We start from the raw sequence: 16236 nt of genomic DNA, 5'->3' as shown, positions 1-16236 counted from the left end.
CCGCTCCCACGGACATCATCGGTCGCGTGGGAGCGGGCTTGCCCCGCGATGCTTTCAGGCCGGACGCAGCCGCCGCGCCTGGCGGTACAGATACAGGCTCAATACCAGTCCGCACGCCGAAGCCCCTGCCGCAAACAGGAACATCGAGGCAAAGCCGAACCCCGCCGCCACCGCGCCCACCAGCGGCCCGGTAATCCCCAGCGACAGGTCGATGAACAGCGAGTAAGCCCCCACCGCTGCGCCGCGGTTGGCCGCCGACACCTGGTTCACCGCCTCGACGCCCAGTGCCGGGAACACCAGCGAGAAGCCGAAACCACTGAGCGCCGCACCGGGCAGGGCCATCTCGGCGCTCGGTGCCAGCCACAGCATCAGCAACCCCAGGGTCTCCACCGACAAGCAAACGATTGCCACGCGAAAACCGCCCAGCCGGTTGATCAGGTTGCCGAACAGCAGCCGCGCACTGATGAAGCTGGCGCCGAACAGGCTCAGGGTCAGCGCCGCGTTGGGCCAGTCGCGGCTGGCGTAGTACAGGGTAATGAAGGTGGCGATGGTGCCGAAGCCGATCGAGCCCAGGGCCAGCCCCGAGCCATGGGGGAACACCTTGCCCAGTACTTGCAGGAAGGGCAGGCGCACCCCGCTGACCACAGGCGCCGCGCGTTTGGGCCAGGCCAGCAGCAGGCCGAGCACGCCCAGCAGGATGATGCTCGCGCCCATGCTCCACAGCCCAAGGTGCTTGACCATCAGCACCCCGAGCGGCGCGCCGATGGCCAGTGCGCCATAGCTGGCGATGCCGTTCCAGGAGATCACCTTGGCGGTGTTGCCTGCGCCGACCCGGCCGATGCCCCAGCCAATCGAACCCGAGCCCACCAGGCTTTCCGCGCTGCCCAGTACCAGGCGGCCGATCAGCAGGCAGGCCAGGCTCAGCCAGGGCCAGGGCGTGAGGAAGTGGCAGGCGAGCATGAACACGCCGCTCAGGCCGCAGCCGGCCAGGCCCCACATCACGGCCTTCTTGCTGCCGAGGTTGTCGATGATGCGGCTGGCGGTGGGGCGGCTGAGCAGGGTGGCCAGGTACTGCACACTGATCACCAGGCCGGCGATGACGGCGCTGAAACCCAGCTGGTTGTGCACATAGCCCGGCAACACGGCAAGGGGGATGCCGATGTTCAGGTAGCCGATGAAGGTGAAGAGGACGATCGAGACGACTTGCAGGGTGACCGCAAGGGGGCGCGGTGAATCGGGCATGGGGCCTTCGGTGTGTAGAGGTTCTGGACGGTGTGAAAACGCGATGGCGGGGAGTTTCCCACAGGCCAGCCGTTTTCACACTGTCGGGGTCTGCGCGGTTATTCCTGGTCAGCGCTGGATTGATCGTCACCGTGCGGTTCGACGGCAGGCGTCGGTTCGGCGTGGGCGGCAACGGATTGCTCTTCGGGGTTCAGGCTTGGGAAGGGAAGATTCGGGATTTCATGCATCTCGTCGTTCCTCGCAAGTGTGAGTGAAAAGACTGCGCGTGGCGCGTGTGTGGCTTCGAAAAGCAGGGGCAGGATACAGCAGTGAGGATGACAGTTTGAGATTTTTCCGCCCCGTGGGTCGGTTTTTGCGGGCGATCAGCGCACCGCCGGCGGTGTCAGGGCACCGAAAAGGCTGTGGGAGCAACTGTCTTGTATTGCCTGTGCTGGCTTCATCGCTGGCAAGCCAGCTCCCACAGGTATGAGACTGGCGCGGTCCATGTGGGAGCGGCTTTAGCCGCGAACACCGGCGTAGCCGGTGCCAGGCACCGCGTCGCTTGCTTCGCGGCTAAAGCCGCTCCCACAGGTATTGCGATATCAGCGGCAGACGTCGGCGATGGCAGCAGCCAGTTGCTCAAGGCGCTTGGCGTCGGCGCCGGCGATGTTCGCCCGGCCGGTGCCGACCATGTACACGCTGTGCTTTTCTCGCAGCAGGCGCACCTGCTCTGGAGTCAGCCCGGTATACGAGAACATCCCGCGTTGCTCGGCAATGTGCGCGAAGCGCTCGGCCAGGCCGTGTGGCGCAAGAGCCTGCACCAGGCCCTCACGAAGCTCGGCGATGCGCTGGCGCATGGCCTCGACTTCTTCGACCCACAGTGCCTTGAGTGCCGGATCGCCGAGAATCTCGGCCACCACGGCGGCGCCATGGTCCGGCGGCGTCGACCACAGGTTGCGGGCGAGCAGCGCCAGTTGGCTGCGCACGTCCTGCAGTTTCTCGGCGTCGTGGCTGCACACCAGCAGGGCGCCGGTGCGGTCGCGGTACAGGCCGAAGTTCTTCGAGCAGGAGCTGGTGATCAGCAGTTCCGGCAGCTCGGCGGCGAACAGGCGCACGGCCCATGCGTCTTGCTCCAGGCCATCGCCGAAACCCTGGTAGGCGAAATCGATCAGCGGCAGCAGGTTGCGCCGCTTGACGATATCGAGCACCGCACGCCAGTCGTCCTGGCTCAGGTCGAAACCGGTGGGGTTGTGGCAGCAGGCGTGCAACAGCACCACGTCGCCTTCGGGGGCTTGTTCCAGCACGGCGAGCATGCCAGCGACGTCCAGGCGGTTGTCGCTGTCCACGTAGGGGTAGTGCGACACCTTCAAGCCGGCACCGGCGAAGATCGTCTCGTGGATCGGCCAGGTCGGGTCGCTCAGCCACAGGCCGCGGCCCGGCAGGCAGTGGGCGATGAACTCCGCCGCCAGGCGCAGGGCGCCGGTGCCGCCCGGGGTTTGGGTGGCGCCGGCACGCTGGCTGGCCAGCAGCGGTGAAGCGCTGCCCAGCACCAGTTCGCTGATCAAGCGGCCAAAGGCTGCGTCGCCGTGGCCGCCGATGTAGCTTTTGCTGGCTTGCTGGGCGATCAGGCGCTGTTCGGCCTGCTTGACCGCCGAAGGGATCGGCGTCAGGCCCTGGGCGTCCTTGAACACGCCGACACCCAGGTCGAACTTGGCCGGATTGCTATCGCGCGCGTAGGCCTCCATCAGCCCGAGGATCGGGTCGCCAGGGACCCGTCCGATCGCCGCGAAGTGCATCACTTGCGCCCTTCGGCGGTCTCGGCGACCTTGTCGGTGCGGGCGCACATGATGAAGTCGTTGCGGTGCAGGCCTTTGATCGAGTGGCTCCACCAGGTCACGGTGACCTTGCCCCACTCGGTCATCAGGCCAGGGTGGTGGCCTTCGGCTTCGGCGATTTCACCCACGGCGTTGGTGAAGGCCAGGGCGTGCTTGAAGTTCTTGAACAGGAAGACGCGCTCGAGCTCCATGTGGCCGTCACGCACTTCGATGTTCCAGTCCGGAATCTCGCGGATCAGCACCGCCAGTTCTTCGTCGGAGACTTTCGGAGCATCGGCGCGGCAGGCTTCGCAGTGGGCTTGGTTCAAGGCATTCATGGTGAGTATTTTCCGTTTTGAGTTGTTATCGACGAAGGTGGCTCAGGCGGCGACCTTGGGTGGAAACTTCGGTGCGTGCAAGCCCAGCTGCATGGCCTGGTGGACCATGGCCATGATGTCTTCGTGGGCCAGGTCGAACAGGCGCTTCATGTTCGGCAGGACGAAGTACAGGGGCTGCAGGATGTCGATGCGGTACGGCGTGCGCATGGCTTCGATCGGGTCGAAGGCCTGGTGCTCGGGTTCGCCGGACAGGCTGTAGACGGTCTCTTTCGGCGAGGAGAGGATGCCGCCGCCGTAGATCTTGCGACCTTGCGGGGTTTCCATCAGGCCGAATTCGATGGTCATCCAGTAGAGGCGCGCCAGGTAAACGCGCTGTTCCTTGGTGGCCGCCAGGCCCAGCTTGCCGTAGGTGTGGGTGAACTCGGCGAAGAACGGGTTGGTCAGCAGCGGGCAGTGGCCGAAGATCTCGTGGAAGATGTCGGGCTCTTGCAGATAGTCGAGTTCTTCCGGGGTGCGGATGAAGGTGGCGACCGGGAAGCGCTTGCTGGCCAGCAGTTCGAAGAAGGTCTGGAAGGGGATCAGTGCCGGCACGCGGGCAACCTGCCAGCCGGTGGTGGCGCCGAGCACCTTGTTGACTTCGCCCAGCTGCGGGATGCGGTCATGGGGCAGCTTGAGCTGCTCGATGCCGTCCAGGTATTCCTGGCAGGCCCGGCCTTCGATGACTTTCAGCTGGCGGGTAATCAGGGTGTTCCACACCGCGTGCTCTTGCTGCGGGTAGTCGATAAAACCTTGCGCATCGGGCTCGCGGGCCACGTAGTGCGTCTGTTTCATGTGGCGCTCCTGGTGAGGGCTTTCTTGTTATGTGCAGGACATGCATTAGGAATATCCCTACATCCGCCGCTTTGCACGGGGTCGCGGGCCGCTATCGGGCGTCTGCTGGGTTGGATTTTGTAACGATAATTTTACAAAAGCCCTGTCATCCCGGAAAATCACGGACATCGAGCTGGCTATTCCGTGGATTTTGTCAGCTTATCTTTACGACTTTTCCGCGTGCCGAAGAAAAACTTCGGCCGCTTCGAGAGCTTTCATGCGTATCAAAGTGCACTGCCAGAACCGCATCGGGATCCTGCGCGACATCCTCAACCTGTTGGTGGCGTACGGCATCAACGTGCTGCGCGGCGAGGTGGGGGGTGATCATGGCAACGCCATCTACCTGCACTGCCCGAACCTGATCAACATCCAGTTCCAGGCCTTGCGGCCGAAGTTCGAGTCGATCGCCGGGGTGTTCGGGGTCAAGCGGGTCGGGCTGATGCCCAGCGAGCGTCGGCACATGGAGCTCAATGCCTTGCTCGGGGCGCTGGACTTCCCGGTGCTGTCCATCGACATGGGCGGCAGCATCGTGGCCGCCAACCGTGGCGCGGCGCAGCTGCTCGGGGTGCGGGTCGATGAGGTGCCGGGCCTGCCGCTTTCACGCTATGTCGAGGACTTCGACCTGCCGGAGCTGGTGCGCGCCAACAAGTCGCGAATCAATGGCCTGCGCATCAAGGTCAAGGGTGACGTGTTCCTGGCCGACATCGCGCCGCTGCAATCGGAGCACGACGAAAGCGAGGCGTTGGCCGGCGCGGTATTGACCCTGCACCGCGCCGACCGCATCGGCGAGCGCATCTACAACGTGCGCAAGCAGGAACTGCGCGGATTCGACAGCATCTTCCAGAGCTCGCGAGTGATGGCTGCGGTGGTGCGTGAGGCCCGGCGCATGGCGCCGTTGGATGCGCCGCTGCTGATCGAGGGTGAGACCGGCACCGGCAAGGAGCTGCTGGCCCGCGCCTGCCACCTGGCCAGCCCGCGCGGCCAGGCGCCATTGATGGCGCTCAACTGCGCCGGCCTGCCGGAGTCGATGGCCGAAACCGAACTGTTCGGTTACGGGCCGGGGGCGTTCGAGGGCGCGCGTGCCGAAGGCAAGCTCGGGCTGCTGGAGCTGACCGCAGGCGGCACCTTGTTCCTCGACGGGGTAGGGGAGATGAGCCCGCGTCTGCAGGTGAAGCTGCTGCGCTTCCTGCAGGACGGTTGCTTCCGCCGGGTGGGTAGCGATGAGGAGGTTTACCTGGATGTGCGGGTGATCTGTGCCACCCAGGTCGATTTGTCCGAGCTGTGTGCCCGGGGGGAATTCCGCCAGGACCTCTACCATCGGCTCAACGTGCTGTCGCTGCACATCCCGCCGCTGCGCGAGTGCATGGATGGGTTGGAGGGGTTGGTGCAGCACTTTCTCGACCAGGCCAGCCGGCAGATTGGTTGCCCGATGCCGCGCCTGGCGCCGGCCGCGATGGACAAGCTCAGTCAGTACCATTGGCCGGGCAACGTTCGGCAACTGGAGAACGTGTTGTTCCAGGCTGTGTCGTTGTGCGAGGGCGGGGTAGTGAAGAGCGAACATATCCGTTTGCCGGATTATGGTGCGCGCCAGCCGTTGGGCGAGTTTTCGCTGGACGGTGATCTTGCGCAGATTGTCGGGCGTTTTGAAAAAGCGGTACTTGAAAGTTTGATGAGTGAATATTCAAGTAGCCGGGCGCTGGGTAAAAGACTGGGTGTTTCACATACGACGATTGCCAACAAGTTGCGTGATTACTCACTTAACAAGTCGGCAGATTGAGTCCGGAATTTATAAGTCGTAAAACGCATCGCGGGGCAAGCCCGCTCCCACGAAGTCTGAGCAAGGCTCGTGGGAGCGGGCTTGCCCCGCGATGGGCCCTGGCGGGCCCTAATTCAGGGGGTCAGCCGTTGGAGCAACCGTTGCCCATCACGCGGTATTCGAGAATGTGCTTCTGGCCCTGAGAGTCCTCGTAGGTCATACGGGCCGGCACCACTTCGCAGACATTGGGCACTTCGCTCATGGAAATAACGCGGGCGATGTCCAGGTGCTGCGAATAACTGTACTGTTCAACCGGAATCTGCTCGGCATCTTTTGCCTCGCCGGCCATTGCCGCGCCGCAAAGACTGCCAAGTACCAATACCAGTAAAGCTTTCATTTTCTATTTACCTGTCTAAGGTCGTGAGGGGGCACGCGGCGCTTGTGGCGCCGCGAGTACAACGGTTGTTCAACTATCAGGATGAGGTGCGGATCAACTTTGCCTTCGTGGGGGCTGTAACCAGAAGTTAATCGCGTTGCCGTTGCTGGCGAGTTGAATTTTAGGAGGGTGACCGCGGCCGAAACAGAGGGGGTTTTGATAAAGTCTTTTGACAGAATCTGTAACAATCCCTTGGCAGCATGCTCCGGTTTTTCTCGCGGATGGCTGTGTGCCATGAGTTAGAGCGGTCGAGCCTGGTGGGCCGGGCTTCGCTGGGACGCGTTACTACCAACGTCGAATGGCTTTTGCCGCTCTGGTACAGTTACAAACGGTTCCATACAAAAACAACTATTACACCGAGGTAACACAGATGAGTGCGGCTCCACTGTATCCCGTTCGTCCCGAGGTTGCGGCCACCACCCTGACCGACGAGGCCACCTACAAGGCCATGTACCAGCAGTCTGTGATCAACCCGGACGGCTTCTGGCGCGAGCAGGCCCAGCGCCTGGACTGGATCAAGCCCTTCACCAAGGTCAAGCAGACCTCGTTCGACGACCACCATGTCGATATCAAGTGGTTCGCCGACGGCACTCTGAACGTTTCCTCCAACTGCCTGGATCGCCACCTCGAAGAGCGCGGCGACCAGCTGGCGATCATCTGGGAGGGCGACGACCCTTCCGAGCACCGCAACATCACCTACCGCGAGCTCCACGAGCAGGTCTGCAAGTTCGCCAACGCCCTGCGTGGCCAGGACGTGCACCGTGGTGACGTGGTCACCATCTATATGCCGATGATCCCCGAGGCGGTGGTGGCCATGCTGGCCTGTGCCCGTATCGGCGCGATCCACTCGGTGGTGTTCGGTGGCTTCTCGCCGGAGGCCCTGGCCGGGCGCATCATCGACTGCAAGTCGAAAGTGGTGATCACCGCCGACGAAGGCGTGCGCGGCGGCCGTCGTACCCCGCTCAAGGGCAACGTCGACCTGGCCCTGACCAACCCTGAAACCAGCAGCGTGCAGAAGATCATCGTGTGCAAGCGCACCGGCGGCGACATCGCCTGGCACCAGCACCGCGACATCTGGTACGAGGACCTGATGAAGGTCGCCTCCAGCCACTGCGCGCCGAAAGAGATGGGTGCCGAAGAGGCGCTGTTCATCCTTTATACCTCCGGCTCCACCGGCAAGCCGAAGGGGGTGCTGCACACCACCGGTGGCTACCTGGTGTATGCCGCGCTGACCCATGAGCGGGTGTTCGACTATCGCCCGGGCGAGGTGTACTGGTGCACCGCCGACGTGGGCTGGGTCACTGGCCACAGCTATATCGTCTATGGCCCGCTGGCCAATGGCGCCACCACGCTGCTGTTCGAAGGCGTGCCGAACTACCCGGACATTACCCGCGTGTCGAAGATCGTCGACAAGCACAAGGTCAACATCCTCTACACCGCGCCGACCGCGATCCGCGCCATGATGGCCGAGGGCGAAGCCGCCGTGGCCGGTGCCGACGGTTCCAGCCTGCGCCTGCTGGGTTCGGTGGGCGAGCCGATCAACCCGGAGGCCTGGAACTGGTACTACAAGACCGTCGGCAAGCAGCGCTGCCCGATCGTCGACACCTGGTGGCAGACCGAGACCGGTGGTGTGCTGATCAGCCCGCTGCCGGGCGCTACCGCGCTCAAGCCGGGTTCGGCGACTCGCCCATTCTTCGGTGTGGTCCCAGCCCTGGTGGACAACCTGGGCAACCTGATCGATGGCGCGGCCGAAGGCAACCTGGTGATTCTCGATTCGTGGCCGGGCCAGTCGCGCTCGCTGTATGGCGACCACGACCGCTTTGTCGACACCTACTTCAAGACCTTCCGTGGCATGTACTTCACCGGTGACGGCGCCCGTCGCGACGAGGATGGCTACTACTGGATCACTGGCCGTGTGGATGACGTGCTGAACGTGTCCGGCCACCGCATGGGCACCGCCGAGATCGAAAGCGCCATGGTCGCCCACCCGAAAGTGGCCGAGGCCGCGGTGGTGGGTGTGCCGCACGACATCAAGGGGCAGGGCATCTATGTCTATGTCACCCTCAATGCCGGCGAGGAGTCGAGCGAGCAACTGCGCCTGGAACTGAAGAACTGGGTGCGCAAGGAGATCGGCCCGATCGCTTCGCCGGACGTGATCCAGTGGGCGCCGGGGCTGCCGAAAACCCGCTCGGGCAAGATCATGCGCCGTATCCTGCGCAAGATCGCCACGGCCGAGTACGACGCGCTGGGTGATATCTCCACCCTGGCCGACCCGGGTGTGGTGCAGCACCTGATCGATACCCACAAGGCGATGAGCCTGGCTTCGGCCTGATCTGTCTGATCGCGGGGCAAGCCCGCTCCCACGGTGGTCATCCGATACTGTGGGAGCGGGCTTGCCCCGCGATGGCTTTTCTTCAAAACAAACCCCGCCGGGCAACCGGCGGGGTTTTTGCTTTACTGAATGGACTGTTACCCGACATTCATCGGTAACCGTGGCTGTAGGTGGTTTCGCACAGAAATGGGGCTTGTGGAAACATCCGTGGCGCATCGCGGTGCGATTTTTCGGCCATTTCATGCACCGTGGCACGCTGCACTTGCCGGAATACAAGGGTTTGCCAATAATAGGCGCGCTTATTGCTTTGGATATAGGTTATTTCTCTTTTGCTCTTGCATAATCAGCGAGAGCTGTCAATATCGCCCGCCGCGGTTTCAAGCGCTTCTGTAACTAGTTGTCGCTTTGAAGAAATATCGACTACCGGGCTGTCGCTAAAATGCCACTCACTCGCTCGTGGTCTGCGACCTTGGTCGAAACCTGCGCGGCTCGCGTTGTACCCATTCGCATATCGGGCAGCCGTTACACCTGCCTTGTATTGCCCCGTACCGATGGAGTTACCTGATGAAGAAGCTTGCACTGCTTGGCGCCCTGGCGCTTTCCGTGTTTTCCCTGGTATCGCAGGCCGATGAGAAGCCGTTGAAGATCGGTATCGAAGCCGCTTACCCACCCTTCGCCTTCAAGCAACCCGACGGCAGCATCGCCGGCTTCGACTACGACATCGGCAACGCGCTGTGCGAAGAGATGAAAGCCAAGTGCACCTGGGTCGAGCAGGAATTCGATGGCCTGATCCCGGCACTGAAAGTGCGCAAGATCGACGCCATCCTGTCGTCCATGTCGATCACTGACGATCGCAAGAAGTCGGTCGACTTCACCAAGCGCTACTACCTCACCCCAGCTCGCCTGGTGATGAAGGAAGGCACCACCGTCAGCGCCAGCCTGGACGAACTCAAGGGCAAGAAAATCGGTGTGCAGCGTGGCTCGATCCACGACCGCTTCGCCAAGGAAGTCCTGGCCCCGAAAGGCGCTACCGTCGTGCCTTACGGCACCCAGAACGAAATCTACCTGGACGTGGCGGCCGGTCGCCTCGACGGTACCGTGGCCGATGCCACCCTGCTCGAAGACGGTTTCCTGAAAACCGACGCCGGCAAGGGCTTCGCCTTCGTCGGCCCATCGTTCACCGATGTGAAGTACTTCGGTGATGGCGTGGGTATCGCCGTGCGCAAGGGTGACGACGCCAACCGCGAGCGCATCAACAAGGCCATCGACGCGATCCGCGCCAACGGCAAGTACAAAGAGATCGAGAAGAAGTACTTCAACTTCGACATCTACGGCCCTGACGCTCAGTAAGACGTCGGGTTTCACCTGTGCAATGGTGCAAACAGCAGAATCTCTGAGGTTTGCACCATTTTTCATTCCCAAGCCCTGAGGAATTGCAATCATGTTGAAAGGCTATGGGGCAGTCATCCTCGATGGGGCGTGGCTGACGCTGCAGCTCGCCCTGTCGTCGATGGCCCTGGCCATCGTCCTCGGCCTGATCGGTGTGGCGCTGCGCTTGTCGCCGGTGCGCTGGCTGGCCTGGCTGGGTGACCTGTATTCCACGGTGATCCGTGGCATCCCTGACCTGGTGTTGATCCTGCTGATCTTCTACGGCGGCCAGGACCTGCTCAACCGGCTGGCACCGCTGCTGGGCTATGACGACTACATCGACCTGAACCCGCTGGTGGCCGGTATCGGCACCCTGGGCTTCATCTTCGGGGCCTACCTGTCGGAAACCTTCCGCGGCGCTTTCCTGGGCATCCCCAAGGGGCAGGCCGAGGCCGGTGCGGCGTATGGCATGAGCAACCTGCAAGTGTTCTTCCGCATCATGGTGCCGCAGATGATCCGCCTGGCGATCCCGGGCTTCACCAACAACTGGCTGGTGCTGACCAAGGCGACCGCGCTGATTTCGGTGGTCGGCCTGCAGGACATGATGTTCAAGGCCAAGCAGGCGGCCGATGCCACCCGCGAACCCTTCACCTTCTTCCTGGCGGTGGCAGCGCTGTACCTGGTGTTGACCAGTGTCTCGCTGCTGGCGTTGAAGTATCTCGAGAAGCGCTACTCGGTTGGCGTCAAGGTGGTTGAACTATGATCTTTGACTACAACGTCATCTGGGAAGCCATGCCGCTGTACCTGGGCGGCCTGCTGACCACGCTGAAGCTGCTGGCGCTGTCGCTGCTGTTCGGCCTGCTGGCGGCCATCCCGCTGGGCTTGATGCGGGTATCGAAGCAGCCGGTGGTGAACATGACCGCCTGGTTGTACACCTACGTCATTCGCGGCACGCCGATGCTGGTGCAGCTGTTCCTGATCTACTACGGCCTGGCCCAGTTCGAGGCGGTGCGCGAAAGCTTCCTGTGGCCGTGGCTATCCAGTGCGACCTTCTGCGCCTGCCTGGCGTTCGCCATCAACACCAGCGCCTACACCGCCGAGATCATCGCCGGCAGCCTCAAGGCCACGCCCCATGGCGAGATCGAAGCCGCCAAGGCGATCGGCATGTCGCGCTTCAAGATGTACCGTCGCATCCTGCTGCCGTCGGCGCTGCGCCGTGCGTTGCCGCAGTACAGCAACGAGGTGATCATGATGCTGCAGACCACCAGCCTGGCGTCGATCGTCACCCTGATCGACATCACCGGCGCTGCGCGCACGGTCAATGCCCAGTACTACCTGCCTTTCGAGGCCTACATCACGGCGGGCGTGTTCTACCTGTGCCTGACCTTCATCCTGGTGCGCCTGTTCAAGATGGCCGAACGCCGCTGGCTCGGCTACCTGGCGCCGCGCAAGCACTGACCGCTCTGTGAGAACCGACAGCATGTACAAACTTCAAATCCAAGACCTGCACAAGCGCTACGGCAGCCACGAGGTGCTCAAGGGCATCTCCCTCGAAGCCAAGGCAGGCGACGTGATCAGCATCATCGGCTCCAGTGGCTCGGGCAAATCGACCTTCCTGCGTTGCATCAACATGCTCGAGCAGCCGCATGCCGGCCGGATCCTGCTCAACAACGAAGAGCTCAAGCTGGTGGCCGGCAAGGACGGCGCGCTCAAGGCCGCCGACCCGAAACAGTTGCAGCGCATGCGTTCGCGCCTGTCGATGGTGTTCCAGCACTTCAACCTGTGGTCGCACATGACTGCGCTGGAGAACGTCATCGAGGCCCCGGTGCATGTGCTGGGCGTGAACAAGAAGGAAGCGCTGGAAAAGGCCGAGCACTACCTGAACAAGGTCGGTGTCGCCCATCGCAAGGATGCGTTCCCCGGGCACATGTCCGGCGGCGAGCAGCAGCGTGTGGCCATCGCCCGCGCCCTGGCCATGGAGCCCGAGGTGATGCTGTTCGACGAGCCGACCTCGGCATTGGACCCTGAGCTGGTGGGCGATGTGCTCAAGGTGATGCAGTCGCTGGCCCAGGAAGGCCGCACCATGGTGGTGGTCACCCACGAGATGGGCTTTGCCCGTGAAGTCTCCAACCAGCTGGTGTTCCTGCACAAAGGCCTGGTGGAAGAGCGCGGCTGCCCGCGTGAAGTGCTGGTCAATCCGCAGTCCGAACGACTCAAGCAGTTCCTCTCCGGTAGCCTGAAGTAAAGGCTGCACTTTGCACCATAATGGGGCATGCTGCGCAACGCGCGCGGCATGCCTTGGCGCCACGAGCGCGAACCTTCCCCTCCAGGTTTCGGACCACGCCCTATGACCACCCAGCGAATCGGATTTCTCATCTGGCCCAGCACCAAGCCGCTGACCCTGGCGTTGGCCGACGAGGTGTTGCAGGTGGCCCAGCGGGTACATCCGGAAGTGGTCTACGAGCTGGTCTACTTGCAGGCCGAGGCCGGGCATGAAGGCGCCTGGCGCCTGCCGGGCGAGGCCTGGAACGGCCGCCTGGAAGGTTGCCAGAAGTTGTTCCTGCTGGCCGACGAGCCGCCGGCGGCAATCAGTTCGGCGCTGTCGGCCGCACTAAAGCAGCTGGCGCGCAGTGGCTGCATGGTCGGTGGCCTGTCCGCCGGGGTCTATCCGCTGGCGGCGATGGGGCTGCTCGATGGTTACCGCGCCGCGGTGCACTGGCGCTGGCAGGACGATTTTGCCGAGCGGTTCCCCAAGGTGATCGCCACCAGCCACCTGTTCGACTGGGATCGGGACCGCCTGACCGCCTGTGGCGGCATGGCGGTGACCGACCTGTTGCTGGCGGTGCTGGCGCGTGACCACGGTGCCGAACTGGCCGGTGCGGTATCCGAAGAGCTGGTGGTCGAGCGCATTCGTGAAGGGGGTGAGCGTCAGCGTATCCCGCTGCAGAACCGCCTGGGTTCCAGCCATCCGAAGCTCACCCAGGCGGTGCTGCTGATGGAGGCCAATATCGAAGAGCCGCTGACCACCGACGAGATCGCCCAGCATGTGTGCGTGTCCCGTCGCCAGTTGGAGCGGATCTTCAAGCAGTACCTCAACCGGGTGCCCAGCCAGTATTACCTGGAGCTGCGCCTGAACAAGGCGCGGCAGATGCTGATGCAGACCAGCAAGTCGATCATCCAGATTGGCCTGTCGTGTGGGTTCTCCTCCGGGCCGCACTTCTCCAGTGCGTACCGCAACTTCTTTGGCGCAACGCCGCGTGAAGACCGCAACCAGCGCCGCAGCAGCAGCCCGTTCGAGCTCAGCTCGGCGCCTGCCGAGAAGGGCTGATTTCTTTATTGCCTGTGTCGGCCTCTTCGCGGGTAAACCCGCTCCTACAGAGCCTGTGCAGCATTCGATGTTTGTGCGGTCCCTGTGGGAGCGGGTTTACCCGCGAAGGGGCCGGCACAGGTGAGTCGCCTTTGTTGATGTGAACACCCGTTCACCCATTCCCCCGCTGCCGTTACACTGCGCGATTGCGACACTGTTTGTCGCATTGCCGAAAACCTGCTGAAAACAGGGTTTTGCGCTGTAACAAGTTGTCGCCTGGCAGCAAGGACAGGCGCCGATCAGTCCTTACAATCCCCCCATCGCTCGCCACTTCCAGGCCAGCGTTCCTCTTCAGGAGACTCAGATGTCCGTTGAGCAAGCCCCGGTGCAACGTGCCGATTTCGACCAGGTCATGGTCCCCAACTATTCTCCGGCGGCCTTCATTCCTGTGCGAGGCGAGGGCTCCCGAGTCTGGGACCAGTCGGGTCGTGAACTGATCGACTTCGCCGGCGGTATCGCCGTCAACGCCCTGGGCCACTGCCATCCGGCGCTGGTTAAGGCGCTGACCGAACAGGCCAACACCCTCTGGCACGTTTCCAACGTATTCACCAACGAGCCGGCCCTGCGCCTGGCGCACAAGCTGGTGGACGCGACCTTTGCCGAGCGTGCGTTCTTCTGCAACTCCGGCGCCGAAGCCAACGAGGCCGCCTTCAAGCTGGCCCGTCGCGTCGCCCATGACCGTTTCGGCCCGGACAAGCACGAAATCATCGCCACGGTTAACAGCTTCCACGGCCGCACCCTGTTCACCGTCAGCGTCGGTGGCCAGCCCAAGTACTCCGACGGCTTCGGCCCGAAGATCACCGGCATCAGCCACGTGGCCTACAACGACCTGGAAGCGCTGAAGGCGCAAATTTCCGACAAGACCTGCGCTGTGGTGATCGAGCCGATCCAGGGCGAGAGCGGTGTGGTTCCAGCCGACAAGGCGTACCTGGAAGGCGCCCGCAAGCTGTGTGAAGAACACAATGCCCTGCTGATCTTCGATGAAGTGCAGACCGGCGTCGGCCGAACCGGCTCGCTGTATGCCTACCAGCATTACGGCGTCACCCCGGACATCCTCACCAGCGCCAAGAGCCTGGGCGGCGGCTTCCCGATCGGCGCCATGCTGACCACCAGCGAAATTGCCAAGCACCTGGCCGTCGGCACCCACGGCACCACCTACGGCGGCAACCCGCTGGGCTGCGCCGTCGCCTGCGCGGTACTGGACGTGATCAACACCCCGGAGACGCTGGCGGGCATCAAGGCCAAGCACGAGCGCTTCAAGACCCGCCTGGAAAAGATCGGCCAGCAATCCGGCCTGTTCACCCAGGTGCGTGGCGTCGGCCTGTTGCTCGGCTGCGTGCTCAGCGACGCCTGGAAAGGCAAGGCCAAGGACATCCTCAACGCCGCCGAGAAGGAAGGCCTGATGGTGCTGCAGGCGGGCCCCGACGTGGTGCGCTTCGCCCCGAGCCTGGTGGTCGAGGATGCCGACATCGACGAAGGCCTGGATCGCTTCGAGCGTGCCGTGGCCAAACTGACTCAGGGCTGATCGCCCGGTAGTCCCGTCGCCCGCCCTGAGCATGATCAGGGCGGGCGAATCCAGAATTTCAATGCGGGCACCTGCTTGCAGGTAGTGGCGCGTGCCCGCTGTTTTCCCGTGCCGATTGATCGGCGCGCTTTCCCGAAAGGAGTGACACCATGCTGGTGATGCGCCCCGCGCAAATGGCTGATCTGAACGAAGTGCAGCGCATGGCTGCCGACAGCCCCATTGGTGTCACCTCGCTGCCGGACGATGCCGGTCGCCTGGGCGACAAGATCGCCGCCTCGGAAACCTCCTTCGCCGCTGAAGTGAGCTTCAATGGCGAAGAGAGCTACTTTTTCGTGCTCGAAGACAGCGCCACCGGCAAGCTGGTCGGCTGCTCGGCCATCGTCGCCTCTGCCGGCTACTCCGAGCCGTTCTACAGCTTTCGCAACGAGACCTTCGTGCATGCCTCGCGCGAGCTGAAGATCCACAACAAGATCCACGTCCTGTCGCTGTGCCACGACCTCACCGGCAACAGCCTGCTGACCAGCTTCTATGTGCTGCCGGAGCTGGTGAACAGCGCCTTCGCCGAACTCAACTCGCGTGGCCGCCTGCTGTTCATGGCCGCGCACCCGGAGCGTTTCGCCGAGTCGGTGGTGACCGAAATCGTCGGCTACAGCGACGAGCAGGGCGAGTCGCCGTTCTGGGATGCCATCGGGCGCAACTTCTTCGACCTCAACTACGCCGACGCCGAGCGCCTGTGCGGCCTGAAGAGCCGTACCTTCCTGGCCGAGCTGATGCCGCACTACCCGATCTATGTGCCGCTGCTGCACGATGAGGCCCAGGAAGCGATGGGCCAGGTGCACCCGCGTGCGCAGATCACCTTCGACATCCTCATGCGTGAGGGCTTCGAGACCGAGCACTACATCGACATCTTCGACGGCGGCCCGACCCTGCATGCCCGTGCTTCGGGCATCCGTTCGATCGCCCAGAGCCGTGTGGTGCCGGTCAAGCTCGACGAAGCGCCGGTCAAGGGCGGCCGCCCGTACCTGGTGTGCAACGGCCAGTTGCAGGATTACCGCGCGGTGCTGCTGGAGCTTGACTGGGTGCCGGGCAAGCCGGTCAGCCTGAACAGCGAAGCCGCCGATGCCCTGGGCGTCGGCGAGGGTGCCAGCGTGCGCCTGGTAGCGGTCTGATAAGCCGGAACAGAGAGTTTCGCGGCGGGCACAGACCGCC

The 16236-nt window shown here is 63.2% G+C and carries 16 protein-coding genes; 10 read left to right on the top strand and 6 right to left on the bottom strand.

Annotated features, from left to right (window positions below):
• Window positions 1-54 precede the first annotated feature (54 nt).
• The 5 genes from DM373_RS01880 to phhA all read right to left on the bottom strand — a co-directional run bounded on the left by DM373_RS01880 (window position 55) and on the right by phhA (window position 4204).
• The gene (locus DM373_RS01880; RefSeq protein WP_110991928.1) at window positions 55-1242 is read right to left on the bottom strand and encodes an MFS transporter; all 1188 of its coding nucleotides are present in this window, start codon (window positions 1240-1242) and stop codon (window positions 55-57) included.
• Window positions 1243-1340: 98 nt separating this feature from the next.
• Window positions 1341-1469 carry a hypothetical protein gene (locus DM373_RS29410; protein ID WP_256671375.1) on the bottom strand — a complete coding sequence of 43 codons (129 nt, stop codon included), beginning with the start codon at window positions 1467-1469 and terminating at the stop codon, window positions 1341-1343.
• Between the two features lie 354 nt (window positions 1470-1823).
• The gene (locus tag DM373_RS01875) at window positions 1824-3020 is read right to left on the bottom strand and encodes an amino acid aminotransferase (RefSeq protein ID WP_167409783.1); all 1197 of its coding nucleotides are present in this window, start codon (window positions 3018-3020) and stop codon (window positions 1824-1826) included.
• On the bottom strand, window positions 3017-3373 hold the full coding sequence (locus tag DM373_RS01870) for a 4a-hydroxytetrahydrobiopterin dehydratase (protein WP_110991926.1): 357 nt from the start codon (window positions 3371-3373) through the stop codon (window positions 3017-3019). The genes DM373_RS01875 and DM373_RS01870 overlap by 4 nt, the downstream gene beginning before the upstream one ends.
• 42 nt (window positions 3374-3415) lie before the next feature.
• Window positions 3416-4204, bottom strand: a complete 789-nt coding sequence (phhA, locus tag DM373_RS01865; protein WP_110991925.1) for a phenylalanine 4-monooxygenase — start codon at window positions 4202-4204, stop codon at window positions 3416-3418.
• Window positions 4205-4460: 256 nt separating this feature from the next.
• Between phhA and DM373_RS01860 the strand changes: the two genes are divergently transcribed.
• Window positions 4461-6020, top strand: a complete 1560-nt coding sequence (locus DM373_RS01860; protein ID WP_110991924.1) for a sigma-54-dependent transcriptional regulator — start codon at window positions 4461-4463, stop codon at window positions 6018-6020.
• 121 nt (window positions 6021-6141) lie between these two features.
• On the opposite strand, the gene DM373_RS01855 is transcribed toward DM373_RS01860, so the two are convergent.
• Window positions 6142-6396 (bottom strand): DUF2790 domain-containing protein, encoded by a 255-nt coding sequence (locus tag DM373_RS01855; RefSeq protein ID WP_003254526.1) that lies wholly within the window; start codon window positions 6394-6396, stop codon window positions 6142-6144.
• A 409-nt stretch (window positions 6397-6805) separates the two neighbouring features.
• Here DM373_RS01855 and acs point away from each other — a divergent pair, with 409 nt between their 5' ends.
• The 9 genes from acs to aruF all read left to right on the top strand — a co-directional run bounded on the left by acs (window position 6806) and on the right by aruF (window position 16196).
• The gene (gene acs / locus DM373_RS01850; RefSeq protein ID WP_110991923.1) at window positions 6806-8767 is read left to right on the top strand and encodes an acetate--CoA ligase; all 1962 of its coding nucleotides are present in this window, start codon (window positions 6806-6808) and stop codon (window positions 8765-8767) included.
• Between the two features lie 61 nt (window positions 8768-8828).
• The gene (locus tag DM373_RS28645; RefSeq protein WP_157966802.1) at window positions 8829-9110 is read left to right on the top strand and encodes a hypothetical protein; all 282 of its coding nucleotides are present in this window, start codon (window positions 8829-8831) and stop codon (window positions 9108-9110) included.
• 221 nt (window positions 9111-9331) lie between these two features.
• Entirely contained in the window at window positions 9332-10117 is a 786-nt protein-coding gene (locus DM373_RS01845) for an ABC transporter substrate-binding protein (protein ID WP_110991922.1), read from the top strand.
• A 91-nt stretch (window positions 10118-10208) separates the two neighbouring features.
• A complete protein-coding gene (locus DM373_RS01840) occupies window positions 10209-10898 on the top strand; it encodes an ABC transporter permease (RefSeq protein ID WP_110991921.1) in 690 nt (229 codons plus the stop codon).
• Window positions 10895-11593 carry an ABC transporter permease gene (locus DM373_RS01835; RefSeq protein ID WP_110991920.1) on the top strand — a complete coding sequence of 233 codons (699 nt, stop codon included), beginning with the start codon at window positions 10895-10897 and terminating at the stop codon, window positions 11591-11593. The genes DM373_RS01840 and DM373_RS01835 overlap by 4 nt, the downstream gene beginning before the upstream one ends.
• 22 nt (window positions 11594-11615) lie before the next feature.
• A complete protein-coding gene (locus DM373_RS01830; protein WP_110991919.1) occupies window positions 11616-12380 on the top strand; it encodes an ABC transporter ATP-binding protein in 765 nt (254 codons plus the stop codon).
• A gap of 102 nt (window positions 12381-12482) precedes the next feature.
• Window positions 12483-13463 carry a transcriptional regulator ArgR gene (gene argR, locus DM373_RS01825; protein ID WP_110991918.1) on the top strand — a complete coding sequence of 327 codons (981 nt, stop codon included), beginning with the start codon at window positions 12483-12485 and terminating at the stop codon, window positions 13461-13463.
• Window positions 13464-13806: 343 nt separating this feature from the next.
• Complete coding sequence (locus tag DM373_RS01815) at window positions 13807-15027, top strand: aspartate aminotransferase family protein (RefSeq protein ID WP_110991917.1); 1221 nt, start codon at window positions 13807-13809, stop codon at window positions 15025-15027.
• 149 nt (window positions 15028-15176) lie between these two features.
• Entirely contained in the window at window positions 15177-16196 is a 1020-nt protein-coding gene (gene aruF, locus DM373_RS01810; RefSeq protein ID WP_110991916.1) for an arginine/ornithine succinyltransferase subunit alpha, read from the top strand.
• Window positions 16197-16236 lie beyond the last annotated feature (40 nt).

This window comes from Pseudomonas sichuanensis, from assembly GCF_003231305.1.
Taxonomy (GTDB): domain Bacteria; phylum Pseudomonadota; class Gammaproteobacteria; order Pseudomonadales; family Pseudomonadaceae; genus Aquipseudomonas; species Aquipseudomonas sichuanensis.
This window is presented reverse-complemented; position numbering and strand designations above follow the sequence as displayed.

Coding starts and splice junctions, on each gene's coding strand:
- DM373_RS01880 (WP_110991928.1), bottom strand. CDS start 1,242: ATGCCCGATTCACCGCGCCCCCTTGCGGTCACCCTGCAAGTCGTCTCG.
- argR (WP_110991918.1), top strand. CDS start 12,483: ATGACCACCCAGCGAATCGGATTTCTCATCTGGCCCAGCACCAAGCCG.
- DM373_RS01840 (WP_110991921.1), top strand. CDS start 10,209: ATGTTGAAAGGCTATGGGGCAGTCATCCTCGATGGGGCGTGGCTGACG.
- DM373_RS01815 (WP_110991917.1), top strand. CDS start 13,807: ATGTCCGTTGAGCAAGCCCCGGTGCAACGTGCCGATTTCGACCAGGTC.
- acs (WP_110991923.1), top strand. CDS start 6,806: ATGAGTGCGGCTCCACTGTATCCCGTTCGTCCCGAGGTTGCGGCCACC.
- aruF (WP_110991916.1), top strand. CDS start 15,177: ATGCTGGTGATGCGCCCCGCGCAAATGGCTGATCTGAACGAAGTGCAG.
- DM373_RS01870 (WP_110991926.1), bottom strand. CDS start 3,373: ATGAATGCCTTGAACCAAGCCCACTGCGAAGCCTGCCGCGCCGATGCT.
- phhA (WP_110991925.1), bottom strand. CDS start 4,204: ATGAAACAGACGCACTACGTGGCCCGCGAGCCCGATGCGCAAGGTTTT.
- DM373_RS01845 (WP_110991922.1), top strand. CDS start 9,332: ATGAAGAAGCTTGCACTGCTTGGCGCCCTGGCGCTTTCCGTGTTTTCC.
- DM373_RS01855 (WP_003254526.1), bottom strand. CDS start 6,396: ATGAAAGCTTTACTGGTATTGGTACTTGGCAGTCTTTGCGGCGCGGCA.
- DM373_RS29410 (WP_256671375.1), bottom strand. CDS start 1,469: ATGCATGAAATCCCGAATCTTCCCTTCCCAAGCCTGAACCCCGAAGAG.
- DM373_RS01835 (WP_110991920.1), top strand. CDS start 10,895: ATGATCTTTGACTACAACGTCATCTGGGAAGCCATGCCGCTGTACCTG.
- DM373_RS01830 (WP_110991919.1), top strand. CDS start 11,616: ATGTACAAACTTCAAATCCAAGACCTGCACAAGCGCTACGGCAGCCAC.
- DM373_RS01860 (WP_110991924.1), top strand. CDS start 4,461: ATGCGTATCAAAGTGCACTGCCAGAACCGCATCGGGATCCTGCGCGAC.